Genomic DNA, 23,557 nt, shown 5'->3' with positions numbered 1-23,557 from the left:
AAACTTCTATATCTAATTAATTTAAACAATTAAAGGAAGAAGTTAAGAGCTAAAGCTCAAAAAAACAATACAGATGAGTTTAATCAACTCTTTCATCTTAACTTAAGTCATCTTCTAAACAACTTGATAGACAAGGCTTAAAGTAGCCCAGGTACTGCTATCAAGAACATAGCTATCTGTAAGTGTTCCTGCCAATTCATTTGAAAAAGCTCTAGAAGTATTTAAGTCTGCTAAGAGTGATTGCGTGATCTTAAGGGGCTCCTCTAGGGTAAATATTTGCCCCTGATCAAGTTTAAATCCTGGAAACTCTGCTAGGGTTTCTAAAGTTTTCGTAAAAGGGAATTTAGAACCGACAATCATCATTTGTCCCCATCCCTGACTACTGGCCAGTGTCCAGTTAAGTCCTTGAGAAGAGAAAGGAATAAGTCTGGTCTCTCCTGGGGATAGATGGGCTGTCTGTTGAGTCTGGTTTTTTTGTTGAGGAGGCAAATAGGCGGTGGTTTGCCCACTGGCATCTACTCCTAAAATTAGATAATAGATAGGACAATCACCTCGATTTTCCAATTGACATTGGAGACGACTTCCTTGTGGTAGTTGAGGTAAATGCTGGAGTTGTAGAGAATCAGGAGCAGAACTTATCGGTGGTGAAAAATCAGCCTGAGTTAGGGTTGAAGATGTTTTAACCGACGAGAGTTTGCGTAAAGTTTGTCGTTGCAGCACTAGAGAAGGATATTTATCAAGATTTTTGAGGGTCACCCCTAGCCCCAATTCCGAAGAACCTTCATTAAGAGTGAGCCGCCACCACTTGATAGCCAAGAGTTTTTTTAAGGCGGGTTGAAGCCTCTCGACGGCTGATTTAATAGCTTCTCCCGATTGACCGAAGGTATTGGGAACTGGGATACCCCCTTGGAAAAAGAGTCCATAGCCTCCTTCTGTTTCTAATTTAGACGAATCTCCCTCATCGAAAATTAATGTCTTTTGTTGTCGTCCCAAGAGGCAGTCAGCTCCTGGTTCTCCTGCAGTAATGATTGACGAGACGATTTTCATCGAGGCAAAAGCACTCGTAGCATCGACTCGTTCAATTCTCTCTAAGTTTTTATCGAGGGCAACAGTAAGTCCTAGAGTTTTAGGAATCACACGCAAGGTTTCTTGAAGTAATTGTCCCTTTTCTAAGGGCGATATGTCAGTTTGGTCTTGTGGTATCTGAAGCAGTCGAACCTTACCAGTTAAGCCATCACAGGAGTATAATTGTACGCTAATGGGGGGTGAAGATTGAGAGCCAACTACCTTAAAGCAAGAATTAAGTCCGTAGTGTTGCATAGCCGATAAAGGCAATCCAGTTAGTTTAATAGTGGCGGTAGTTTTCTCTTCTACTTGTACAATTACCCCCTCAGCCCCCTGGGGAGTAACTGGAAGGAGGTAGTAGGTAAAAAAAGGCTGTTTTTGGTTCGCTTGGAGTTGAGGTTGTTGTTGTTGTCCCCTGATAAGAAACATGTGTTCACTGGCATTTTCTAAAGAAACTATAGTTTTACTGGTGGGGGTTGCTTGCCAGAGACATTGGGTTAGAAGATAAGTAAATAAACCGGTACTAAAGCCATTGCCCATGATTTCGGTGGCTACTTGCTGGTGTTGAGCAGCCCTTAGTAGAGTGCCAACTATTTGTGACGGTTTAGCTTGGATGTTTTTAGCTTTGAGTTTCTCTCTTAATTGAGTTTGAAAGGTTATCTCTTCTGGACTAGGTTGTTGAGCCTCATAAGGAAAAGAACGTCCTTGTAAATTTCCTTCTAGTTCTCTTCCTAAATGCTGATGACTAGTGTCCAAGACCATGGTCAGTTTATCAGTAGCTAAAGACTGACTTAACAGTAGGAGAGTTTCTTCAAGGAGATCGTTGGTTGTGGGAGTGCCTTTAGTTGAAAAAATCCCATCTTTGGGAACTAGACCACGTTTTCGCGTGGACGAGAGAGGGAAAACATCATGAAGGTTTTCTTTGACATAATTGCCATAGCCACTGAAGTGAAACAGCACGATATCGCCTGCTTTGGCCTGTTGAATCAGATGTTCGGTGAAAGCCTGTTCTATTCTTTCACGAGTTCCCTGTTCTTCCGTCAGGGTTAAGATATCTTTACTGGCAAATCCGAAGCGATAAATTAGTAATTCTCTTTGTCGCTCAACATCAGTAACACATCCTTTCAACTTGTAATGACTACTATAGTCATTAATACCTACCAACAATGCCAGTTTACGGGGGGTTGGCGTAGCTAATGTTTGATAGTAATTTTTGATTTTTGGTTGTCTAGAGAACCATTCAAGCCCTGCTTGACTAATTCCCCAGGTGAGCAAGGTCTTTAGAAAAGTCCGCCGATCCCATTCCATTGTTTTTCAGTATGCCGTTAGTGGGACTATATTTCAATAGTCTAAATCTTTTTAGCCTAATATATGGTTTGCATAAGTTCAAATTTATGATCTAACATGAGTAACACAGTACATGTTAACTTAACATGCTTTTTCACAAAGTACCATTGACTCTCGTCCAAAATGTGTCATTCCTGCAAGGAATTTAATATTTTTTTAGACAAGTTTTCTTCAGTAAACATGGACGTAACTGGAATCGAACCAGTGACCCCATCGATGTCAACGATGTACTCTAACCAGCTGAGCTATACGTCCGTACAGGCATTTATCCTAACATATAAGTTTCTAGAAGAGCAATTTCTCCCACTAACTTACATAGATTTCCTTAAGAGATGAAGGAATTGATTCATTGGGGGAGTGTAATTAAAAGACGACATTAAGCATAAAACGATTCTATGTACGAGAAACTAATATCCCCGAGCACTGGTTCTAAAATTACTTATAAAGACGGTAAACCCATTGTTCCCGATGATCCCATTATTCCCTTCATTCGAGGAGATGGAATAGGTGTGGACATTTGGCCGGCTACCAAAAAGGTAATCGATGCTGCGATCGCTACTGCGTATGGAGACAAACGCCAAGTTAACTGGTTTAAAGTCTATGCAGGAGATGAAGCGTGTGACTTGTATGGAACCTATCAATACTTACCCGATGATACTCTTAAAGCTATTGGAGAATATGGTATTGCTATCAAAGGTCCCCTAACTACTCCCATTGGTGGGGGGATTCGTTCGCTTAATGTTGCATTACGGCAAATTTTTACCCTCTATGCGTGCGTTCGTCCTTGTCGTTACTATCATGGTACTCCTTCTCCCCACAAGTCGCCTGAAAAACTCGATGTTATTATTTATAGGGAAAATACCGAAGATATTTATTTAGGAATTGAATGGCGTGAGGGCACAGAAATTGCTCAAAATTTGATTAAATATCTCAATGATGAGTTAATTCCTCTCACCCCTGAACATAGGAAAAAACGGGTTCCCCTTGACGCGGGTATTGGGATTAAACCTATTAGTAAAACGGGTTCCCAACGACTAGTCCGCCGTGCAATGGAACACGCATTACGTCTCCCCAAAACTAAACAAATGGTTACCTTAGTCCATAAAGGGAATATAATGAAGTACACTGAGGGAGCGTTTCGCGACTGGGGTTATGAATTAGCTACGACAGAATTTCGAGATGTCTGCGTTATAGAACGAGAATCTTGGATTTTAAGCAATCAAGAAGATAATCCTAGTATTAGTATTGAAGATAATGCGCGCAAAGTTGAACCTGGTTACGATTCTTTGACCCCCGAAAAGAAAGAAGAAGTATGTGCTGAAGTTAGATCTGTTTTAGAGTCAATTTGGGATAGTCACGGGGATGGAAAATGGAAGAATAAGATCATGGTCAATGACCGTATTGCTGACAGTATTTTTCAACAAATTCAAACCCGTCCCGATGAATATTCTATCCTTGCAACTATGAACCTAAACGGAGATTATCTCTCTGATGCTGCTGCTGCTGTGGTTGGTGGTTTAGGAATGGGGCCTGGTGCTAATATTGGGGATACTTGTGCTATTTTTGAAGCCACTCACGGAACCGCACCCAAACATGCAGGTTTAGATCGAATTAATCCTGGTTCAGTGATTTTATCTGGGGTAATGATGTTAGAGTATTTGGGATGGCAAGAAGCGGCAGACTTGATTAAAAAAGGCATTGGGAACGCTATCGCTAACCGCGAAGTAACTTATGATCTAGCAAGGTTAATGGAACCTCGTGTTGATTCTCCGTTAAAATGTTCAGAGTTTGCTCAGGCAATTATTGATCATTTTATGGATTAGATTAATAATAAGGGTAGGCGTAGCCGACCCTACCTTGTTTTTATCTAATAAGTTGATTCTTTCGAGACCCGAAATTTTTGGCTAAAATATTTTTCAAAGCCTCATAAAGAGAAGTCTTCTTAATAGATCAAAGTTTCTGTTTAAAGACTAACCAAAAGAAAAGAGTAAATTCAATTAAATATCGCTTTCAAAGACGTTTCGGTTGAGAAAAGAGAGAGATGGTACAATCATTCTATTCGAGCCTCACTCATTCATTTTGGTGAGTGAAGTTTATAACCTGCTTTAAAGTCGATAGTTGCCTCAATTGCTAGAAAAATTCTAACATTGGATAGTTAATTTTTGTATTTGCTGATCCATTTTTCCTGTTTAGGAGCCCCTAAGCGGTAGCAATAACCTTTTCATATAATTTATCTGCTAGATAAGTTCTTAGATAATTCAAGTATTATTATCTCCACTAAGTAAGTAGATAAGTCTTGAATAGATATTTAAAACAGTAGTTAAAAAAGAGGTAAAAGTTCAGACTAACTCTCAAAACAATCCGTAAAACTATAATGACAATTGGAAAATAAGATAAAGAAATGAGTAAAAGTCTTAATTTATGTTCAAAAAAAAAGAAAAAAATTTTAAAAAGCTAGATTATTTAGGTAACAAAAATTGCATAGCTCAAAATACTTATATAAAAAATATATTCTGTACACTATAATTATATTTATCTATATAAAAGTTATAAAGATTAAGTTACCTAGCATAGGTATAGTTAAATAAAGAAAAAAATACAGTAATTGTTTTTGACAAGTGATCATTGCATGCAAAATAAAATATTATTCATTTTTATTCTCATACTATCTCAGTCTCAGTTATTGTTATTTTTTTTGAAAAATAATCATATTTTTTAGTTTTTTTATTCTATTTTGTGCAAAATAGTCGTCTTTTATCAAACTCTGGTTTTTGTCAAAAAAAGATGAAATGACTTAAAGGACAAATCTGAGGATGTCCGCTGTTCGTTCAGCAGACATCTTCAAAGAGAATTCCATCAAGTCGGCATTTTGAGATGGTTGGTAATAAACTATATTGATTAGACTGAACTTGTTAATTGTAAGGGTAAACAACTGAGTATAGACTTTTAACCCCCTTTATCATCAATTTTATGCTCCAAAAGTTTCAACAATCGATCTCCAAAGAGTGGGGTTATCTGTGGAGGATAATAAAACTTAACTATCGGAGAAGACTTCTACATAGATCTTAATTGTAGTCTCGATTAAAAATACAATCTAACACCTCTTCAATTGACCCTGCACGAACATCATATGGATATAATTTTAACCAGATAGTCTGTTCTTGAAACTAAGTTGAGAAATGATAACGGGTTAAAGTGGCTCTATATTTCTAAACTAAAATTATCTAATTTTGATTAGCGTTAGGATTGCCTTGTCAAGCTCATTGTAAAAAATTTTGCTTTTCCGTCTTTCCATGATGGAAACCTTACCTATGCTTTTAACCTAGTTGCTGACTTAAAGAGCGTTTAGTCACTAATTTTCACTCCTACGACCTAAATTTCTATCTCTATTTGATTAAAAAAATATACTTTATTGAGATCTCCACTCGGCTCTCAATTTCATGGTAACAAACGAGTAAAGTCCTAATTTTCTCTTAAAGCCGATGAGCGGACTTGAACCGCTGACCGTTCGATTACGAATCGAATGCTCTACCACTGAGCTACATCGGCATTGCCAACTACCTAGTATATCGCAAATGATTAAACTGAACAGCAATAACTCTCATCAGAGCCCTCTATTAGCTGAATCTTCTAATCAAAATCCACTGCCCCTTCTATCTCAACGAGATGCTGAAAAATATACCAGACTTAAAGCAAAATCCCAGGTTCCTTATAAAGGGTTGAGATAGTTTTTTATATCACTTTTAGTGCATAAGGGTTTATTAGAACTTTAGTATTTTTCTCACATTTAGCGGACAGATGTAACGTCGTGGAGAATCTACCTAATTTTAAGCTCAAGATAGGGATTGTAGTGTTAACAATATAGTTATTCTACGTTGAAAAAAGATCTCATCATAATACTTATGTACAAAATGTCAATGATAGAGAAATATATTTTTAACAGATTCAGAGAAATTTTCTGTCCTACCCTGATCTTTCTAATAATGAAGAGACGTCTGGGTAACGTCTCTTCATTATTGGAAAGATCGAGGAACAGTTTAAGGCATTAAACATTTAAAATGTCTATTTAAATAGAAAAAGCTCATTCTCTCTCCAACAATTTTAAATCAAAAACTAAGGCAGCGTTGGAAGAAATAACTTTCACTGCACCCCTTGCGCCGTACCCTAATTTCGGCAGAAATTAGGGTACGGCAACTTCCTTACTTTCATACTCGTTACTCCTCCGCCTTATCATTCAATTACTTGTTCCATAGCGATTTCAAAGGAGAAGGGTAAGCCACGATCACAGGAAGTATCAAATTTTTTCCCATTCTCTAAGATTTCCGTATAGTGTTCTGTCACTAGTCCGGCCTTTGCTTGGAAAATCTTTTATCCCTTCTTTAATTTTGACGTACTTAAGTCCAGAATCAGTTTCAACAGCATTTTCTAGATCCATTGGTGAATTCCCTTGATTGAAGTATTTAAGGCTATTTGTAACAACTCTCCATTCGTTGGAGAAGCGACCGTTGAAAGCTTACTCTCGGTGATTGCCTGTATTTTGTCTGGCGTGTTCAACAAAAATCCTACCGACAACAATAAGCTAAAAATGGCAACAATCTCAAAAATAATGTTAATATTTCAGCATAATTTTCTTTTTGAAATTTATTTGTTTTACCTAACGCCACATTTTGTTTTCTAAATCTCGAATTTGACGTTCTAAACGATCAATGCGCCCACGCAATTCATCCATTTCGGACTGACGAGGAACGCCTAAATCCTGTAGCATATTTCGCAGTTGACGCTCCATTGTACTTTCAAAGTTACCTTGTCCTGCTCTAATCTGTTGCATTATATCCTCAACAAATCCTTGAGCTTCTTCCGAATCGATCCTGCCATCTTTAACCCACTGATCACTCACCTCTTTGATTTTTTCAGCAACTAGTGAGGTTGTGCCGATTCCTACCAACAATAACTGTTTCATCCAGTCATTACTATCCATGAATTTTCATTACCTCCAAAATTATGCTCCCATATTCCTAACTGATAGCCAAAAGGCTCACTGATTGTAACCATACCAAAACTTCGACGACTTGACCTCTCCGTTGAGGATTAAGATTTGGTGAGGTACGTAAAGATGAATAACCAACTAATAATTAGTTTAGAAGTCAGGACTGTATTTTTTTGATTTACACTACAATAATTTTGATTTAACTTAAAACTGAACGTCGTGATTTTAATTACTTTAAACCACCTAAATCAGATTTATAACCACGCTTTGACAATTTATCCAGAAGAATGTTGTGGTTTGCTTCTTGGTATTATTAATGATAATCAAAAACAAATAATTGAAGTTTTCCCAACAAAAAATAATTGGACTCTTGAAGAAAATAAAATTTTACAAAATATCACTAATAATTCTGAAAAATATTTAAGCAAACACAACCGTTTTAGTATTGCCCCGTCAATACTTGTAAAGATTCAAAAAGAAGCCCGTAATCGCCAATTACAGATTATTGGTATTTACCATTCTCATCCTGATCATATAGCCGTTCCCTCAGAATTTGACCGGGTGATCGCTTGGGCTGAGTATTCATATATTATTGTTTCACTTACCTCAAATCAAGTTAATGAAGTTACAAGTTGGCAATTAGATAACACTAAAAAATTTCAACCTGAATATATTAAAATTGTAGGAGTTGGTTACAATTAAACTATTGTCTATTTTAAAGTGAATAAATCCAAAATTATCTAACGACAGTAGATGTTATTTTTTGCTGTATTAGTACGTAGTTAACGTCCATTTATTTCTTTATTTTTAAAATAAAAAATTTGTTAAAACTCAAGATAACTTAGCTTTAAGTATCTTGGTAAAGCTATTTAAAATGGATATTATGAGAACTAAGTTTAAGTAATATTTCTTGGTGAACCTGTCGAGTAATTGGATAAAAATAGGCTAGAACTAATCCCATCAATAAAATCCCTGTGGAAATAGGTCCAATAATAATCCGAATTGCCCATAAAGCTGACTCTGGTTGTACTCCTTCTCCAGAACTAATATACCCTGACCAATCTAAGATTTGACCTACAAAAAACAAGGCTAAAGCAACTCCTATTTTTTGTAACTGTACCACCACTCCGAAAAAAATACCTTCTCGTCTTTCTCCAGTATTTAACTCATCTAAATCTATCACATCCGGCAACATTGACCAAGGAACAATATAAGCGGTTGCAATTCCGATACCAGCCATAACAGCAAGAATGTACAGTAATACTACTTGTCCTGATTGTAAAAAAAATAGTCCTAACTCTGCGATAATTATAGATGGAATACCTAAAAAATATATAATTTTTTTTTCAAGTTTTTTGCTGATAGCATTTAAAACGAATAGCATAAATAATGCTGTACTTTGAACTGTAATAGCCATTTGAGTAATGTGAATTGTTGATAAATCCATACAATTAATTATAAAAAAAGGAAGGATTGATGCAATAGTTTGAACACTCAACCAAGAACAAAGATAAATACCCATGACATATAAAAAAGGACGATTGCTAAATGCTGAGTACAATTCTTTTTTAAAAGATAAAGTAGAAGTTTTGTTGGTTTTTAGATATTTTTGCTGAACTTGATCGTAACGACGATAAGTTCCCCAAACACTAATATATACCATCAGCATTGCGAGCAAACCACAAATTACTCCGATTAATAAATACTGTTGTTTTGTACTATAAATAGTCGCAAAAATTATTTGTGCTAAAGCTAGAGAAAAAATACTGCCGCCAATACTAAAAGCCGAGCGAAAACTAATTAAACTCGTACGTTCATCATACCCTTGTGTTAACTCGGCAGATAGAGTTCCGTAAGGTAAAAGAACTGCTGTAAAAGATATATAAAATAAGAAAGAAACCACTCCGTAATAAATAAATAAAAGTGCCTGATTAGTAGTAGGAGGAACTACCCATAATAAAATCGAAGTTATGCCTAAAGGAACCGCTCCAAATAACATCCAAGGATAGCGTCTTCCCCAACGAGAACAAGTATGATCGCTTAACCACCCAATGACTGGATCATTAATCCCATCCCATACTTTACCTGCCAACATCATCAATCCCGCCAAACCAGGACTTAAACCAGCTACATTGGTCAAGAAAAATAGAAAGAAGAAAATTAAAATATTACTAGGAAGAGAGCCGCTTAATTCTCCAATTCCATAAAAAAATTTTGTGCGGAAAGTTAGTTCTTTTTCTTGACTAATCATAAGTAATTTTAAATTCATTAAAGATTTAATATCTATTAAAACAATGGCTAATGTTAGCCTAGAAAAAAAAATGACTTTTGAATAGTTAAGTCAATAAATGTTAATTATTTTTAATAAAACGGGAGTATAAGCTAAGGTTTTCCTATATATAGATATTCAATTGAAATAGATCTGCTACAATAACTGATTGAGCGCCTATCAAGAAACCAACGTGACGCTTAAGACGCTTAATTAGTCAGGCGACGCCTATGCTAAATCCAAATTTACAAGAAATCGAACTCGATAAAGAAGAGTTTCAAAGATACTCTCGTCACATTATTCTTCCAGAAGTAGGACTAGATGGCCAAAAACGCCTCAAGGCGGCCAGTGTTCTGTGTATAGGGACAGGGGGGCTTGGATCTCCTTTACTCCTGTACTTAGCGGCTGCAGGAATTGGATGTATTGGAATTGTTGACTTTGATATTGTTGATAGTTCTAACTTGCAACGTCAAATCATTCATGGGACATCTTGGGTAGGAAAACCAAAAATTCAATCCGCAAAAGACCGTATTTTAGAGATTAACCCCTACTGTCAAGTGAATTTGTATGAAACTCACTTATCTTCAGAAAATGCACTAGAAATTCTTAAGCCCTATGATGTTGTCATCGATGGGACGGATAATTTCCCGACTCGGTATTTAACTAATGATGCCTGTGTTTTACTTAATAAACCCAATATCTATGGGTCGATCTTTCGCTTTGAAGGACAAGCGACAGTCTTTAACTACCAAGGAGGCCCCAACTACCGTGACTTATATCCTGAACCTCCACCTCCTGGAATGGTTCCTTCTTGTGCAGAAGGGGGAGTTTTAGGGGTACTTTGTGGCATTATTGGAACAATCCAAGCTACTGAAGCTATTAAGATTGTTCTAGGAGCGAAAAATACTCTCAGTGGACGTTTATTGCTTTACAATGCCTGGGATATGAAATTCCGTGAGTTGAAATTACGACCTAACCCTGAACGGCCGGTAATTAATCAACTTATCGACTACGAACAATTCTGTGGAATCCCTCAAGCACAGGCAGTGGAAGCGCAGGAAAAAGCAACTATTCCTGAAATTACCGTTAAAGAATTAAAAGACCTAATCGATCATGTTAAAGATACTTTTGTATTAATTGATGTTCGTAATGTCAATGAGTACGAAATAGCCAAAATTCCAGGGTCAATTTTAGTTCCTTTACCAGATATTGAAGATGGAAAAGGGGTAGAAAAAATCCGCGGATTGTCGCAAAATAAAAAAGTGATTGCCCATTGTAAGAGGGGAGGACGGTCAGCTAAAGCGTTAGGAATTCTCAAGGAAAAGGGAATTGTAGGAACTAATGTTAAAGGTGGAATTACAGCTTGGAGTCAAGAGGTTGATCCTGATGTTCCTCAATATTAATGTTACTGCTGTTCTTCAGATGTCTAATTAAGTAAAAATAGTAGTCAAGTAATCTACCTTTTCTTATATTCAGGGGTAGATTTTTTCTTAAAATTACATTTTTATGATGAATTTTATTGATAAGTAAAATAGGTAAAAAAAATGGTTATTTTAAAATAATGGTATGTAATTAGCTAGGGACATGCTAAGTCGAGAAACTTTGAAGTTAAAAATTGACAAAATTTATGATTTTATAGGTTCTTTTTTAAATTGACTTCAATCTGCTATTAACAACTTATACTATCTATTTAGTTTTTTTTATTAAAATTGGCAATAATTTCTTTAATCCAACACCTAACTTTTACCAGTCTTTTTTACTAAAAAAATGTTTTTTTGACACCAATTATCTAATAATAATAGTTCTGATACCCAGTTGAAGTTGTTCTAAAAAGAATTCCAAATTTTTATTTTTTAAAAAGTGAAGTATTTTTAATAGGACTGGTGAGTTTTTATACACCTAGTTCAATTTAGCTTTATGTTCTTTACTTAAATATTATTAATTTTCAAGCAAAATATTTTTGCTCTTATTTTATCCTGGTAGTTCTTCTTTCTAACTAGTATTTAGGGGGTTTTTAAATTATCTAATAGTTAGTTTCAATTTAATAACTAATAATAACAGCAGTTTATCAAAACTTACAATATTCGTGAGGTTTTTAATATTTATTAATTGTTAAATAACAGTTTTTAATGAAGTTAAAATCAAAAGAATAAGAAGATATAATGCAACTATTATGATAGCTTTTATAAGCTTATTTTCCTTTAATTGCTCCAGCAAAATGATGAGTACTAGCTAGCTAAAATTATATTTTCTAAAAAAATACTGGATCTAAAAGTTTGAGTTATCTAGATGTATGAAGTACCTTTTAAAAGTAAAGTTTTGGATCAAACAATACACAGTAATAATATTAACTTTAACACCTATTTTTTTATAAACTAATACTTAGTTATTGTAGAAAAGCGTCTTTATCTAGATTCTAGCAATTTTTCTACAGCATTAAGTTATTCTGCCTCAATTACTCAATTAAAGAAGGTAATACTCGACCATTAGGTAGGTAATAGTTCTAGACTTAGAGTTTAATATTTTATTGAACTAAATTAAAAATTCGTGTTTATTAGGCAATGAAATTCTCCAATTCTTTAGTACCAATTAAATACTTATCTACTCTATTAATAGTTATGAATATAGTGTTATTTCTGTATGTCTGACTAATTAGAATGACAAAAGTAGTTTTGCTTAAGAAAATAATTAAAATTAGTCGACTAAGTATGTAACTAAAGAAATATCGATAAAATATTCATGATATATCTGTTGTTATTCCTATCAAATAAGAATGATCTAGTATTTTTATCTTAAGTTTGTTAGAATTAACAAATATTTGATAATATAAAGACGATTAAGTTCATCTGACCAATAATAGGGAACTAAGTTACGAATCAACTGTAATTCTTACTATAAACTGTTATTTTTCTATTGAATATTTTCTGGGAAACAAGTAATAGGGATTAATCAGACCTTACGATCTTATGTTAAGTAACACTCATATCCTCTCTCATGATTTTATGCAACATCCAGGAAAACTTCTTCCCTATAAATAAACTTACCAAGATTTATGAAAATTTCAAAATCAACCCAATAGTAATGTTGTGGCTGTTTTCTTTTTTATTTTACGGCGTAAAATTTAACTAGATAGTAAATTTACTTTAATTCAAACTGTGTATGGGAAAAAATACCGCCTTGGTAATTTATACATAATTACCATCCTTCTTTGAAGACTTGAATTCAAAGTTGTTTAGTCTTACGAGGTAAGAGATAAATAAACATTTTAAATGTCAATTCAAGCAACTCTAATCAGATATAGATGATATTTTTTTCTCTTTTGATCATCAATCTTCTATTGAGAAGTTAACCCAACCATGTTAACGGCCTAATGCTAAGCTTAAACTTAAATTTTTCATTCTTTCAACCGATGACCGCAAAGCCAAATATTTCCTCAGAAGGGGCAACCCCCCAACCATCTTCTTCCTCTTCTGGAATTTATTCCCAAGTTCATTTAAAGAGTGAAGGGAAAAAACTCCTACTGATATTACCCAAAATAACTAAAAAGGAACAAGATCCTCTGAAAGATTGGACAGAAATCTTTCAGGCTCTAAAACATTGTCTGACCTATCATCAAGGAACTTGGGCATCGGGAATATCAGTACACTTAGTAGCACAAAATCGTTTACTTGATAGTAGACAATTACAAAGTATTGAGGAGGTTATTGAGAATGTTAATCTGAAACTCAGTAGTATTCACACTAGTCGCCGTCAAACCGCTGTAGCTGCGGCAATTGCTGGTTACTCAGTAGAACAGGAAGTTTGTAGAAAATCATTGTTTTCTGAAAGACAACCGACTTTGTCTCCCTTGGCTGAGCCTCTTTACCTAAAAACAACGGTACGCTCAGGAGCCACTATTCGCCATCCTGGGAGCATTATCATTCAAGGAGATATCAATCCTGGAGGAGAAATCATCGCTGATGGCGACATTCTAGTTTGGGGATGTTTGCGAGGAATTGCCCATGCGGGGGCCAAAGGGAACTCAGAGTGTTGCATTATGGCACTGCAAATGCAACCGACCCAATTACGCATTGCCGAATTGGTTGCAAGAGCACCGTCAGGAACGCCTGAATTTCTCAGTCCTGAAGTTGCTTATATCACTTCCGAAGGCATTCGTTTGAAGCCAGCCCCAAATTTTAACAAAACCCATATTTTAAAATCTAAAAAAAAATAGCGAAGCTAAAAAACTAATAATTCGTCATAATATCGATAAAAGTTAAATTATCATCGGTCATTGAAATTGTATATTAAATTATGAGTCGTATTATCGTAATCACCTCCGGTAAGGGAGGCGTTGGTAAAACTACCATTACTGCTAACTTAGGATTAGCTATAGCCCGTTTGGGGCACAAAATTGCTCTAGTTGATGCAGATTTTGGACTAAGGAATTTAGATTTATTACTTGGACTCGAACAAAGGGTTGTTTATACCTCGATCGATGTTTTAGAAGGAGAATGTTCTATTGAAAAAGCCTTAGTTAAAGACAAACGTCAACCTAATCTGGTACTGTTACCAGCCGCCCAAAATCGGACTAAAGAAGCTATTAGCCCCGATCAGATGAAGCAGCTAGTAGCACAGATGGATGAGCATTTTGATTATATTCTGATTGATAGTCCAGCCGGAATTGAAATGGGGTTTCGTAATGCTATAGTCTCTGCCAAAGAAGCTATTGTTGTCACGACCCCAGAAATGGCTGCAGTTCGGGATGCAGATCGGATAGTCGGGTTATTAGAAAGTGAGGAGCTCGAAAAAATTCAATTAATAGTTAATCGAATTAAACCAGAAATGATCAAACTCAATCAGATGATTAGCGTTGAAGATATTATCGATCTTTTGGTGATCCCTCTTATTGGAATTGTTCCCGATGACGAACGAATCATTATCTCGACCAATCGAGGAGAACCCTTAGTCTTAGAAGAACCTCCTTCCGTTCCAGCTATGGCTTTTAACAATATTGCCCGACGCTTGGACGGTCACACTATTCCTTATCTTGATTTGATGGCGGCTCACGATAACTTAATGACTCGTATTCGTCGTCGCTTTTTTGGTAGTTAAGTCCTTTCTATGAAAATTAAACCCATGATTTTTGACCGACTAGAAAAACTTTTTCCCTGGAAAAGTCTTCCCAAAAGCGGAGAAGAAGCCAAACGCCGACTACGAGTAGTTATTGCCCATGATCGCGCTGGACTAAGTTCAGAAATACTTGAATCTATGCGTCAAGAAATTCTAGAAGTGGTGAGTCGATATGTGGATATTGATCCTGAAGAAATGGAGTTTGTCTTAGAAAGCGATCAACGAATTACCGCTCTTATCGCTAACTTACCTATTCGTCGCGTAAGAAAAAAAACTTAGTTCCACCCCAATCTGATTGAAAAGTTAATTTCTTTTGAATATTGGAATAAATAGAAACTTTAGCCACCTTGGCTATTTCTTAACTTTTCCCTTTCTTTTAAAATTTTTTGAGTTTATCTTCTAACTCGTCAATGGCAGTTAAATTTTTCTAAAACTCTCTCTAAGAAGGTAGGATTGTAGCAATTTTATACTATGAGTTTTTCCATGTTGTTGTTTCTAATTACTATTTAGTATATAAATACTAAATTTCTTTTTTATTTTCCTTCTTCTAGTTCTTTGATTATCCTGCATATTTGTAGATATCTTCCGGGTTATTATCCAGAAATCGTTCCAGTAGGAACTTGATCTTTACCGATAATTTAAAGTGGCTTTCTCTTGATTTAAAGAAAAATTGTTATATTTTACATAATTTAGACTGTATCTTGGTCGATTATGTTTTTTTCAGAAAAGAGTCAACATATTCTACTAATAATAACTATTAACCGCTTGAAAATTCTCAAACAGCTTATGAGGTTTTAAACTCAGTAGAATTAATTATTAATCGATACACACAATAATTCAATGACTATCATTGTCCACTAAATGAACTCCTAAAGATGTTGATAAAAGATCCAAATTATTAAAACGAATAGTAAAAATTTCTTGAACTTATGGGAAATAGAATAAATTTATCGTGTTTTTTCAGTGAATGAACTTTACAGGATTGATGAAGAGCCTGAACTCCATCTAGAATAGGTAGAGATGGAACTCATCCTTGACTATTTACAGTTAGTTATCAACTTCACAAAAACAACACCCTATGTTTGATGCTCTCGCCGAACATTTAGAAGACGCTTGGAAAAAAATACGCGGTCAAGATAAAATCACTGAAACTAACATCCAAGAAGCTCTTATAGAAGTGCGTCGTGCTCTACTAGAAGCAGATGTCAACCTCCAAGTCGTCAAAAAGTTTGTCGCAAATGTCGAAAAAACAGCCGTCGGTGCAGAGGTCATTGCTGGAGTTAAACCTAGTCAACAGCTTATCAAAATTGTCTATGACGAATTAGTTAAGGTGATGGGGAAAAGTAATGTTTCCCTTGCTAAAGCTGAAACATCCCCTACCATCATTTTGATGGCCGGGTTACAAGGAACAGGGAAAACCACTGCTACCGCTAAACTTGCCCTCTATCTTCGTAAAGAAAAACGTAGTTGCTTAATGGTGGCTGCTGACGTCTATCGTCCTGCAGCTATCAACCAGTTAATTACCCTTGGACAACAAATCAATGTTCCCGTCTTTGAACTCGGAAGTGAAGCAAACCCTGTTGATATTGCTCGTCAAGGGGTAGAAAAAGCCAAGAAAATGGGACTCGATACTGTTATTATTGACACTGCCGGACGACTGCAAATTGACGAAAGTATGATGGTAGAGTTAGTCCGCATCAAAGATGCCATCAAACCTAATGATACCCTCCTGGTGGTGGATGCCATGACTGGTCAAGAAGCGGCTAATCTTACCCGAACCTTTCATGAGCAAATTGGCATTACTGGTGCAATTCTTACTAAAATGGATGGGGATACGCGCGGAGGAGCAGCTCTGTCGATTCGTCAAATATCAGAAAAACCCATTAAATTTGTCGGAGTTGGGGAAAAGGTAGAAGCACTACAACCATTTTATCCTGATCGCATGGCATCACGTATTTTAAATATGGGTGATGTTCTGACTTTAGTCGAAAAAGCTCAAGAAGAAATCGATATTGCAGATGTAGAAAAAATGCAGTCGAAAATTCTTGAAGCTAAGTTTGACTTTAATGACTTTCTTAAACAAATGCGCCTGATGAAAAATATGGGGTCATTAGGAGGTCTTTTAAAGATGATTCCAGGGATGAGTAAACTCAATAATATGGATATTGAGAAAGGGGAAACTGAACTTAAGCGAACTGAGGCGATGATCAGTTCCATGACCTTTGAAGAACGAATAAATCCTGATTTATTGGCTAAGTCCCCCAGTCGTCGCCGTCGTATTGCCAAGGGCTCAGGCCATTCTGAAACCAAAGTCGGAGAACTGGTGAAGAATTTTACCCGTATGCGGAGTATGATGCAGCAAATGGGACAAGGAGGAATGCCCGCTATGTCTGAAATAGGCAGCGGAATGTTTGGGGGCATCGGTGGACAAATACCTTCAGGGTTTCGTGGTCATGGTAGTACGAAAAAAAAGAAGAAAAGAGTCAAGAAGAAAAAAGGATTTGGCCAACTTTAAAGGACAGTCTAAAGTGGATATTACTCATTTTGAAATAGCCTAAAATAACCTTTTAGATCTGAAGAGTGATTACAATGGCTTTCTTTAACTCAGACGACGCCTTACAACAGATTGGCAACCAAATTTTAGAGGCTACCTGGTCAGAGTTTCCCCAATTAGCTCCTGATCAATTGGCATTGACTTGGGTTGTTTATGATCCTCCAGTGATTGCTAATACAGGGGGCGCAATCTCTGCCGAAGAATTCTGGAAACATTCCGTCAGAGGATTTAGTTATCGGGGTATTGAACGCATTTATCCGGCAAGTATCGTCAAATTATTTTATTTAGTGGCGATTCATGAATGGCTAGAAAGTAAAATGATTCTCGAGTCAGTGGAGTTAAACCGCGCCATTCAGGATATGGTAGTAGACTCTAGCAATGATGCAACTAGTTTAGTCGTTGACGTATTGACAGGAACTACCAGTGGACCAGAGTTGCCGGCGAGTCCATTTGACACTTGGCAACACCAGCGTAACATTATCAACCGTTATTTCAAGTCATTGGGATGGGAAGGATTAGCTGCCATTAATGTTAATCAGAAAACCTGGTGTGATGGTCCTTATGGTCGGGAACGAGTATTTGTAGGAAAAATAATGGAAAATCGCAATATGTTGACGACTAATGCCGTTGCCCAGTTATTATATAGTATCGTTGGTGGGGTGGCTGTCTCTTCAAAGCGATCACAACAAATGATGGAACTGCTCAAACGAAACCTGACTCCAAAAAATTTCAATATGACAGGGGAAGAAAATCAAGTTATTGGATTTTTAGGAGAAGGGTTGCCTCCAAATGCCCAATTATGGTCAAAAGCAGGTTGGACTAGTCAGGTTCGTCACGATGCAGCTTATATTCAAATTCCTGGATATCAACCTTATTTATTAGTCGTTTTTACGGAAGGACAAGATAGTCAAAATAAAGGGATGATTCCTTTTATCTCTCAAGAAATCGTGATAGCGATGGCTAATCTTTAGAATCTTTCGCCATCAACAAAAGAGGTTATTTAAAAAAAATTTAGGAAATTAATTGAAAAAAATCCTCACCGAGATCATAGCCAAACATTTTTGCCATCGATTGGAGACGAGCGGTGCTAGGAATTTTTCTGTATTTTAACCAATCAGACAAGGTAAATAATTTGTGCATAATAAAAATTTCTAGAGCTTCTGGATTATATTGAATTCCCTCGGTTCGGCTAAATTGATGAGGAACTAACATAGCAAAATAACGGGCTAATTCTCCCCCTTTCCAATTTAAAATAAAAGGTATCCAGGGATAAATTGAGTCCAAACGAACAAACCACAAGCGAACCTCAGGAATTTCTGATAATTCTCTAGGATCAGTAGGACTACGAGGATAATTAATTTCAAAACTTAGAGTTTGTTCATAAGAGACTATTTCGTCCGGGGAAGCCTTTGGCTGTGCTATTTGTATCAAAATCGGTTCAACAATGCTGGTGACAGGAGATAAATCCAATCGTATTAGATGATCCAGTTGTAAGACAATCGTATGAGTCATTCTTTGAGTGTTTCCTCAGAAGCTGTCTAATCTATCGTAGTCTAGTATAGACCTATAGAATTGGTATAAACACCGACATTAAAGTATGAAAAAGGCGGTTATTTGTGGTTATTATGGTCAAGGGAACGGTGGAGATGAAGCCTTATTAGTCTCTTTGTTACAGATGCTTCCGTCTCAAATACAGCCTATTGTTCTCTCGGCAAACCCACGGCAAACCCATAAACGTTATGGGGTTAAAAGTTGTTCTAATCGTTCAGCTTTTGCCATCCTAAAAGTTTTAAAAACTTCTGATCTGTTTATCTGGGGCGGAGGAAGTTTAATGCAAGATGTCACAAGTTGGACAAGTCCTATTTATTATGCTGTATTGATGGCTTTAGCTCAACAAAAAGGCTTAAAAACTATCGCTTGGGCCCAAGGAATTGGCCCCTTACGACGTCCTTTTACCCGTTGGTTAACCCACCAAGTTCTTTTAGGCTGTACAGCTGTCAGTGTCAGGGATGGGGCTTCTGCTAAATTAGTATCTCAATGGCATATAAATCCTTTAATTGCTCCCGACCCAGTTTGGGCTTTGAAAGGAAAATCAATCCCAGGATTGGTAGATATCCCTGCGCCTAGAGTGGCGGTTAATTTGCGGAAACATCCCCAATTAACTCCCCAAAGACTAAAAATTTTGACTAAAGCGTTAATTAATTTTCAAAAAGCTACTAATGTTTGTTTATTATTAGTTCCTTTCCAAGCCTCCCAAGACTTATCAATTGCCCATTCACTTGCTTCACAATTACCTGGTTCTTATCAGATTATTTACTTAGAAGATCCTAGAGAATTGAAGGGATTATTTCGGGAAGTTGAAATGACTATTGGAATGCGTCTTCATAGTTTAATTATGGCAGTGGCTGAAGAATCTCGGTGTTTTGCCCTGAGTTATGACCCTAAAGTTAGCCGTTTGATGGAAGAAATTGATTTACCTGGATGGAAACTAACTGAACTTCCTGATGATCCCAGTATCATTAGCAGCGTGTGGTTAGAATGCTATGCTAATGGGAAAACATTAAACCGAAATCACCTTCAATCTTTAGTGGATCGGGCTTTGATACACCAAGAAATCTTCAAACTGGTTTGTGACTTATGAAGGAGAATTCCTAACGTAAACTTATCCGTTCTTGCTTGGAAAATCACTTTATAAGTATCAGATATATTCAAAATTACTGTAAGGTAGACGACATTAAGAAGTTGTAAAATATACTTTTTGGGATTATATTTAGAAGTTTGTTAAAGACTGATAAAAAAGTATCTTTTTATAAACTATCCTTTTTAGGAATCATCAAGTATCCGATACGGTAAACTATAAACTAGCAAAATATGCTGATCACAAAGACTACAGAAGATATTAATTTTGCCCGAAAAGTAATTTAGTTACCTCTATCTTTTTGTCTTAGACACTAAGATGTTTAGCTATTAACTAAATCTTAAATTTTTTGTACTTTGGATGAAAAGTAGTTTTTTAGGTAATCTTAGGTAAGAAGCATTTATTTCAGAATTGACAAACAAGTATAGTTCACTACAGAAATCTTTTTTGGTGTTCGACTACTAAGTATATGATAATCAAATATTTTTATATTTAAATTCACTTTTTTAGACTTAATTTAGATACTTTATTTGCGCAAGTATCTTATAATTTTTTAATTATCCCTTTCTTTGCCAATGAAAATAATCTTTATTATTTTCATTGGCATCAAACTTAAAATAGTAAAAATATGCAAAAAAAATGTAACCTTTTGGCTTGTCCAAAGAAGATAATAAACATCAAATTATCAGAAGCTAAAATAATTTATCAATAAGGCATTTTTATATTACAGATTTAGTAAAACTATCTTTATCCACAAAGATAATAATCTCTTCTTTTACTTCTTAAAGATAGTAAACTTTAAGAGAAATAGTACAAACTCTAAGAAAAACTAGATTTTATGGGACGATGGGGTCCTGTTGTGTAAGCAGGATATAAAAGTGAGCAATTCATGACATTTTTTCAAAGAGCTAGTGGCATTTTATTACATCCAACATCTTTACCTAGCCGCTTTGGTATTGGTGACTTGGGAGAAGGAGCCTATCGCTTCATTGATTTTTTGGAAAAAACCGGTCAAACTCTCTGGCAAGTTCTTCCTTTAGGCCCAACTGGATACGGTAACTCTCCTTACTTATCTTACTCTGCGTTAGCAGGGAATCCCTTATTAATTAGCCCAGATGTTTTGTACGGGGATGGGTTAGTTAACCAAGAAGATTTGGCTTCTTTTCCAGAATTTCCGACTGATTATGTCGACTACAACCTAGTAATTCAAAGTAAATTTCCTCTTCTAAAAAAGGCTAGTAATGCTTTTAAAACTAACGCTTCTGATGAACTACACCAAAGTTTTGAGACTTTTTGTGCTCACCATTCCTATTGGTTAGAAAATTACGCCCTTTTTATGTCTCTCCATGAAGTCCATCCAGCAAAGACTTGGAGACAGTGGGATAAAGATATTGCTACCCGTCAACCTGAAGCAATACAGCATTGGACAGAAAGATTGGCCGAATCAATTTTTTACCATAAGTTCCTTCAGTTTGAATTTTTCCGTCAGTGGCAAAGGGTAAAAAAATACGCTAATGCTCGCAATGTTAAGATTTTTGGAGATATTCCCATTTATGTCGCTTACGACAGCGTTGATGTTTGGGCTAATGCTGAACTTTTCTGTTTGGATGAAAAAACTCAAGCCGCATCGTTAATGGCTGGCGTTCCACCAGATTATTTTAGTGCTACGGGGCAATTGTGGGGAAATCCAGTGTACAACTGGGAAAAACTTGAAGAAGTCAACTTTAAATGGTGGATTCGAAGATTTAAAAGAACATTAGAATATCTTGATGTTGTTAGGATTGATCATTTCCGAGGTTTCGAAGCTTATTGGGCAGTTCCCCAAGGAGAAACCACGGCTGAGAATGGGGAATGGTTAAAAGCCCCAGGAGAAAAATTTTTTCAGTATCTTAAAAGCGAATTAGGTGAATTGCCCATTGTTGCGGAAGATTTAGGGGTAATTACCCCAGAAGTTGAAGCGTTACGAGATAAATTCAATCTCCCAGGGATGAAACTTCTCCATTTTGCTTTTGACAGTGATCGTACTAATCCTTTCCTCCCTTACAATTACACCAACCATAACTGTGTCGTTTATACAGGAACCCACGACAACAACACTACAGTGGGATGGTTTGCAGAACGTAGTCTAGAAGAAAATACAAGAATTACAGACTATTTGGGTGGTATTTGTCCCCAAGGGATTCACTGGAGTCTAATTCGCTTGGCTATGGGATCTGTCGCTAATCAAGCTATTTTTCCCTTACAAGATTTACTCGGTTTAACGGAAATAGCAAGAATGAATACCCCTGGTTTAGCTGATGGTAATTGGAGATGGCGATATTGTCCTGAAACATTAACTCGAGAATTAACTAATCATTTACGATTTTTAACGGAATTGTATGGACGTATAATTTATTGAGAAACTGAAGATCGGAATGCTTATATTAAAGCTGTTAATCCTAGAGATCGTTTGTCAACAAAACATTAAGCAGATGTATCAGACATAAACTATAGTGTTTTGGATGACTTCTTTCTTTTTTTGTGTCGTAACGCAGGAAAACAGTTCCTTTGGTGTACTGCTTGCTCTAAACCAATACACGCTACAGATCTCTTAAGATATACTGTGTGAACAGTTTTTAATATAATTTAGGCTAAATTTTCTCATTAATAACTTAAACTAAGGTGAGATTGTGCTGTGATCCGTGAAAATAAATGGGCTTTAGGTACAATGCCTTGCTATCGCGTCCCATAATTGCTGTAGATCTACTTTTTTCTTTTTTCTCAAGGACTCTTAAAAAAGCCTCTGGTGGTGTTAAAGATAATAACCTCAAGGAAAATAGAGCTTCGTGACTTCAACGAACCACCAGAAGTACAGAGCAATTCTTGGTGACAAGAAAAGTTCTTGCAAGGGCAATGAACCTCTGCATTGAAAGAAGAAAATCTATTGATAATAGTTCCCTGGAGATCAGTAAACAGTTATGAGTTAATAGTTATTAATCATCCGTTAATTTTCAATGAAAAAACTAATTGTTGCCACAAGTAATCCTGGAAAACTTAAAGAGATACAAAACTATTTAACTGGGTTAGACTGGCAATTACAATTAAAGCCAGATACCTTAGAAATTGAAGAAACAGGAACGACATTTTTCGAAAATGCTTGCTTGAAAGCTTCTCAAGTGGCTAAAACCTTGGGAGAGTGGGCGATTGCTGATGATTCAGGGTTAGCGGTTGATGCTCTAAACGGTGCCCCAGGAATATATTCAGCTCGATATGGTACAACAGATAGAGAGCGCATTGAACGGTTGTTGAGAGAATTGGGGAAGACAGATCAGCGTCAAGGGCAATTTGTGTGTGCCATTGCGATCGCTCGTCAGGATGGTTCAATTGCCTTACGAAGTGAAGGTATTTGTCGTGGAGAAATTCTGACTAGTCCGAGAGGAACAGAAGGGTTTGGTTACGATCCTATTTTTTATGTTCCTCAACACAAACAAACCTTTGCTCAAATGCCGCCAGAGATTAAACGTCAAGTGAGTCATCGAGGTCAAGCATTTGAAGCTTTACTCCCCCACTTGTCTAAAATATGAACTATACTAAGATGGCTGTTGA

At 36.2% G+C, this 23,557-nt stretch carries 18 protein-coding genes and 2 tRNA genes; 12 read left to right on the top strand and 8 right to left on the bottom strand.

Annotation, left to right across the window (positions count from 1 at the left end):
- Positions 1 to 114 precede the first annotated feature (114 nt).
- Both P3F56_RS08895 and P3F56_RS08890 read right to left on the bottom strand, forming a co-directional pair.
- Positions 115 to 2,373, bottom strand: a complete 2,259-nt coding sequence (locus P3F56_RS08895) for a caspase family protein (protein ID WP_281152511.1) — start codon at positions 2,371 to 2,373, stop codon at positions 115 to 117.
- A 220-nt stretch (positions 2,374 to 2,593) separates the two neighbouring features.
- Positions 2,594 to 2,667, bottom strand: a tRNA-Val gene (locus P3F56_RS08890).
- 140 nt (positions 2,668 to 2,807) lie between these two features.
- On the opposite strand from P3F56_RS08890, the gene P3F56_RS08885 reads away from it, so the two are divergent.
- Complete coding sequence (locus tag P3F56_RS08885; RefSeq protein ID WP_281152510.1) at positions 2,808 to 4,235, top strand: NADP-dependent isocitrate dehydrogenase; 1,428 nt, start codon at positions 2,808 to 2,810, stop codon at positions 4,233 to 4,235.
- 1,654 nt (positions 4,236 to 5,889) lie between these two features.
- Here the strand turns inward: P3F56_RS08885 and P3F56_RS08880 are convergent.
- Positions 5,890 to 5,961 (bottom strand) — tRNA-Thr (locus tag P3F56_RS08880).
- A gap of 26 nt (positions 5,962 to 5,987) precedes the next feature.
- Between P3F56_RS08880 and P3F56_RS08875 the strand changes: the two genes are divergently transcribed.
- Positions 5,988 to 6,140, top strand: a complete 153-nt coding sequence (locus P3F56_RS08875; RefSeq protein WP_281152509.1) for a hypothetical protein — start codon at positions 5,988 to 5,990, stop codon at positions 6,138 to 6,140.
- 502 nt (positions 6,141 to 6,642) lie between these two features.
- On the opposite strand, the gene P3F56_RS08870 is transcribed toward P3F56_RS08875, so the two are convergent.
- The 3 genes from P3F56_RS08870 to P3F56_RS08860 form a co-directional block, all read right to left on the bottom strand.
- A complete protein-coding gene (locus P3F56_RS08870) occupies positions 6,643 to 6,753 on the bottom strand; it encodes an FKBP-type peptidyl-prolyl cis-trans isomerase (RefSeq protein WP_281152508.1) in 111 nt (36 codons plus the stop codon).
- A gap of 84 nt (positions 6,754 to 6,837) precedes the next feature.
- Positions 6,838 to 6,969, bottom strand: a complete 132-nt coding sequence (locus P3F56_RS08865) for a hypothetical protein (protein ID WP_281152507.1) — start codon at positions 6,967 to 6,969, stop codon at positions 6,838 to 6,840.
- A gap of 97 nt (positions 6,970 to 7,066) precedes the next feature.
- On the bottom strand, positions 7,067 to 7,390 hold the full coding sequence (locus P3F56_RS08860; RefSeq protein WP_281152506.1) for a phasin family protein: 324 nt from the start codon (positions 7,388 to 7,390) through the stop codon (positions 7,067 to 7,069).
- Positions 7,391 to 7,618: 228 nt separating this feature from the next.
- Between P3F56_RS08860 and P3F56_RS08855 the strand changes: the two genes are divergently transcribed.
- A complete protein-coding gene (locus P3F56_RS08855; RefSeq protein WP_281152505.1) occupies positions 7,619 to 8,101 on the top strand; it encodes a M67 family metallopeptidase in 483 nt (160 codons plus the stop codon).
- Positions 8,102 to 8,264: 163 nt separating this feature from the next.
- On the opposite strand, the gene P3F56_RS08850 is transcribed toward P3F56_RS08855, so the two are convergent.
- Positions 8,265 to 9,650: an MFS transporter gene (locus P3F56_RS08850; protein WP_281152504.1), complete on the bottom strand. Its 1,386-nt coding sequence runs from the start codon at positions 9,648 to 9,650 to the stop codon at positions 8,265 to 8,267.
- 248 nt (positions 9,651 to 9,898) lie between these two features.
- On the opposite strand from P3F56_RS08850, the gene moeB reads away from it, so the two are divergent.
- The 6 genes from moeB to P3F56_RS08820 all read left to right on the top strand — a co-directional run bounded on the left by moeB (position 9,899) and on the right by P3F56_RS08820 (position 18,305).
- Positions 9,899 to 11,071 (top strand): molybdopterin-synthase adenylyltransferase MoeB, encoded by a 1,173-nt coding sequence (gene moeB / locus P3F56_RS08845; RefSeq protein ID WP_281152503.1) that lies wholly within the window; start codon positions 9,899 to 9,901, stop codon positions 11,069 to 11,071.
- 2,006 nt (positions 11,072 to 13,077) lie between these two features.
- Positions 13,078 to 13,881 (top strand): septum site-determining protein MinC, encoded by an 804-nt coding sequence (gene minC / locus P3F56_RS08840; protein WP_281152502.1) that lies wholly within the window; start codon positions 13,078 to 13,080, stop codon positions 13,879 to 13,881.
- Between the two features lie 80 nt (positions 13,882 to 13,961).
- Complete coding sequence (gene minD / locus P3F56_RS08835) at positions 13,962 to 14,762, top strand: septum site-determining protein MinD (protein ID WP_281152501.1); 801 nt, start codon at positions 13,962 to 13,964, stop codon at positions 14,760 to 14,762.
- Positions 14,763 to 14,786: 24 nt separating this feature from the next.
- Positions 14,787 to 15,059 (top strand): cell division topological specificity factor MinE, encoded by a 273-nt coding sequence (gene minE, locus P3F56_RS08830; protein WP_281153783.1) that lies wholly within the window; start codon positions 14,787 to 14,789, stop codon positions 15,057 to 15,059.
- A 799-nt stretch (positions 15,060 to 15,858) separates the two neighbouring features.
- The gene (gene ffh, locus P3F56_RS08825) at positions 15,859 to 17,295 is read left to right on the top strand and encodes a signal recognition particle protein (protein WP_281152500.1); all 1,437 of its coding nucleotides are present in this window, start codon (positions 15,859 to 15,861) and stop codon (positions 17,293 to 17,295) included.
- A 74-nt stretch (positions 17,296 to 17,369) separates the two neighbouring features.
- Positions 17,370 to 18,305, top strand: a complete 936-nt coding sequence (locus P3F56_RS08820) for a serine hydrolase (protein WP_281152499.1) — start codon at positions 17,370 to 17,372, stop codon at positions 18,303 to 18,305.
- Positions 18,306 to 18,345: 40 nt separating this feature from the next.
- Here P3F56_RS08820 and P3F56_RS08815 read toward each other — a convergent pair whose 3' ends face one another.
- Positions 18,346 to 18,846 carry a CRR6 family NdhI maturation factor gene (locus P3F56_RS08815; protein ID WP_281152498.1) on the bottom strand — a complete coding sequence of 167 codons (501 nt, stop codon included), beginning with the start codon at positions 18,844 to 18,846 and terminating at the stop codon, positions 18,346 to 18,348.
- A gap of 85 nt (positions 18,847 to 18,931) precedes the next feature.
- Here P3F56_RS08815 and csaB point away from each other — a divergent pair, with 85 nt between their 5' ends.
- The 3 genes from csaB to rdgB all read left to right on the top strand — a co-directional run bounded on the left by csaB (position 18,932) and on the right by rdgB (position 23,535).
- Positions 18,932 to 19,975 carry a polysaccharide pyruvyl transferase CsaB gene (gene csaB, locus P3F56_RS08810; RefSeq protein ID WP_281152497.1) on the top strand — a complete coding sequence of 348 codons (1,044 nt, stop codon included), beginning with the start codon at positions 18,932 to 18,934 and terminating at the stop codon, positions 19,973 to 19,975.
- Between the two features lie 886 nt (positions 19,976 to 20,861).
- Positions 20,862 to 22,370 carry a 4-alpha-glucanotransferase gene (gene malQ, locus P3F56_RS08805; RefSeq protein ID WP_281152496.1) on the top strand — a complete coding sequence of 503 codons (1,509 nt, stop codon included), beginning with the start codon at positions 20,862 to 20,864 and terminating at the stop codon, positions 22,368 to 22,370.
- A gap of 595 nt (positions 22,371 to 22,965) precedes the next feature.
- Positions 22,966 to 23,535, top strand: a complete 570-nt coding sequence (gene rdgB / locus P3F56_RS08800) for an RdgB/HAM1 family non-canonical purine NTP pyrophosphatase (RefSeq protein ID WP_281152495.1) — start codon at positions 22,966 to 22,968, stop codon at positions 23,533 to 23,535.
- The last annotated feature ends 22 nt before the right edge of the window (positions 23,536 to 23,557 follow it).

This window comes from cyanobacterium endosymbiont of Epithemia clementina EcSB, assembly GCF_029919255.1.
Taxonomy (GTDB): domain Bacteria; phylum Cyanobacteriota; class Cyanobacteriia; order Cyanobacteriales; family Microcystaceae; genus Rippkaea.
The sequence above is the reverse complement of the archived record's forward strand: the minus strand, read 5'-3'. Positions and strand labels throughout refer to the sequence as shown.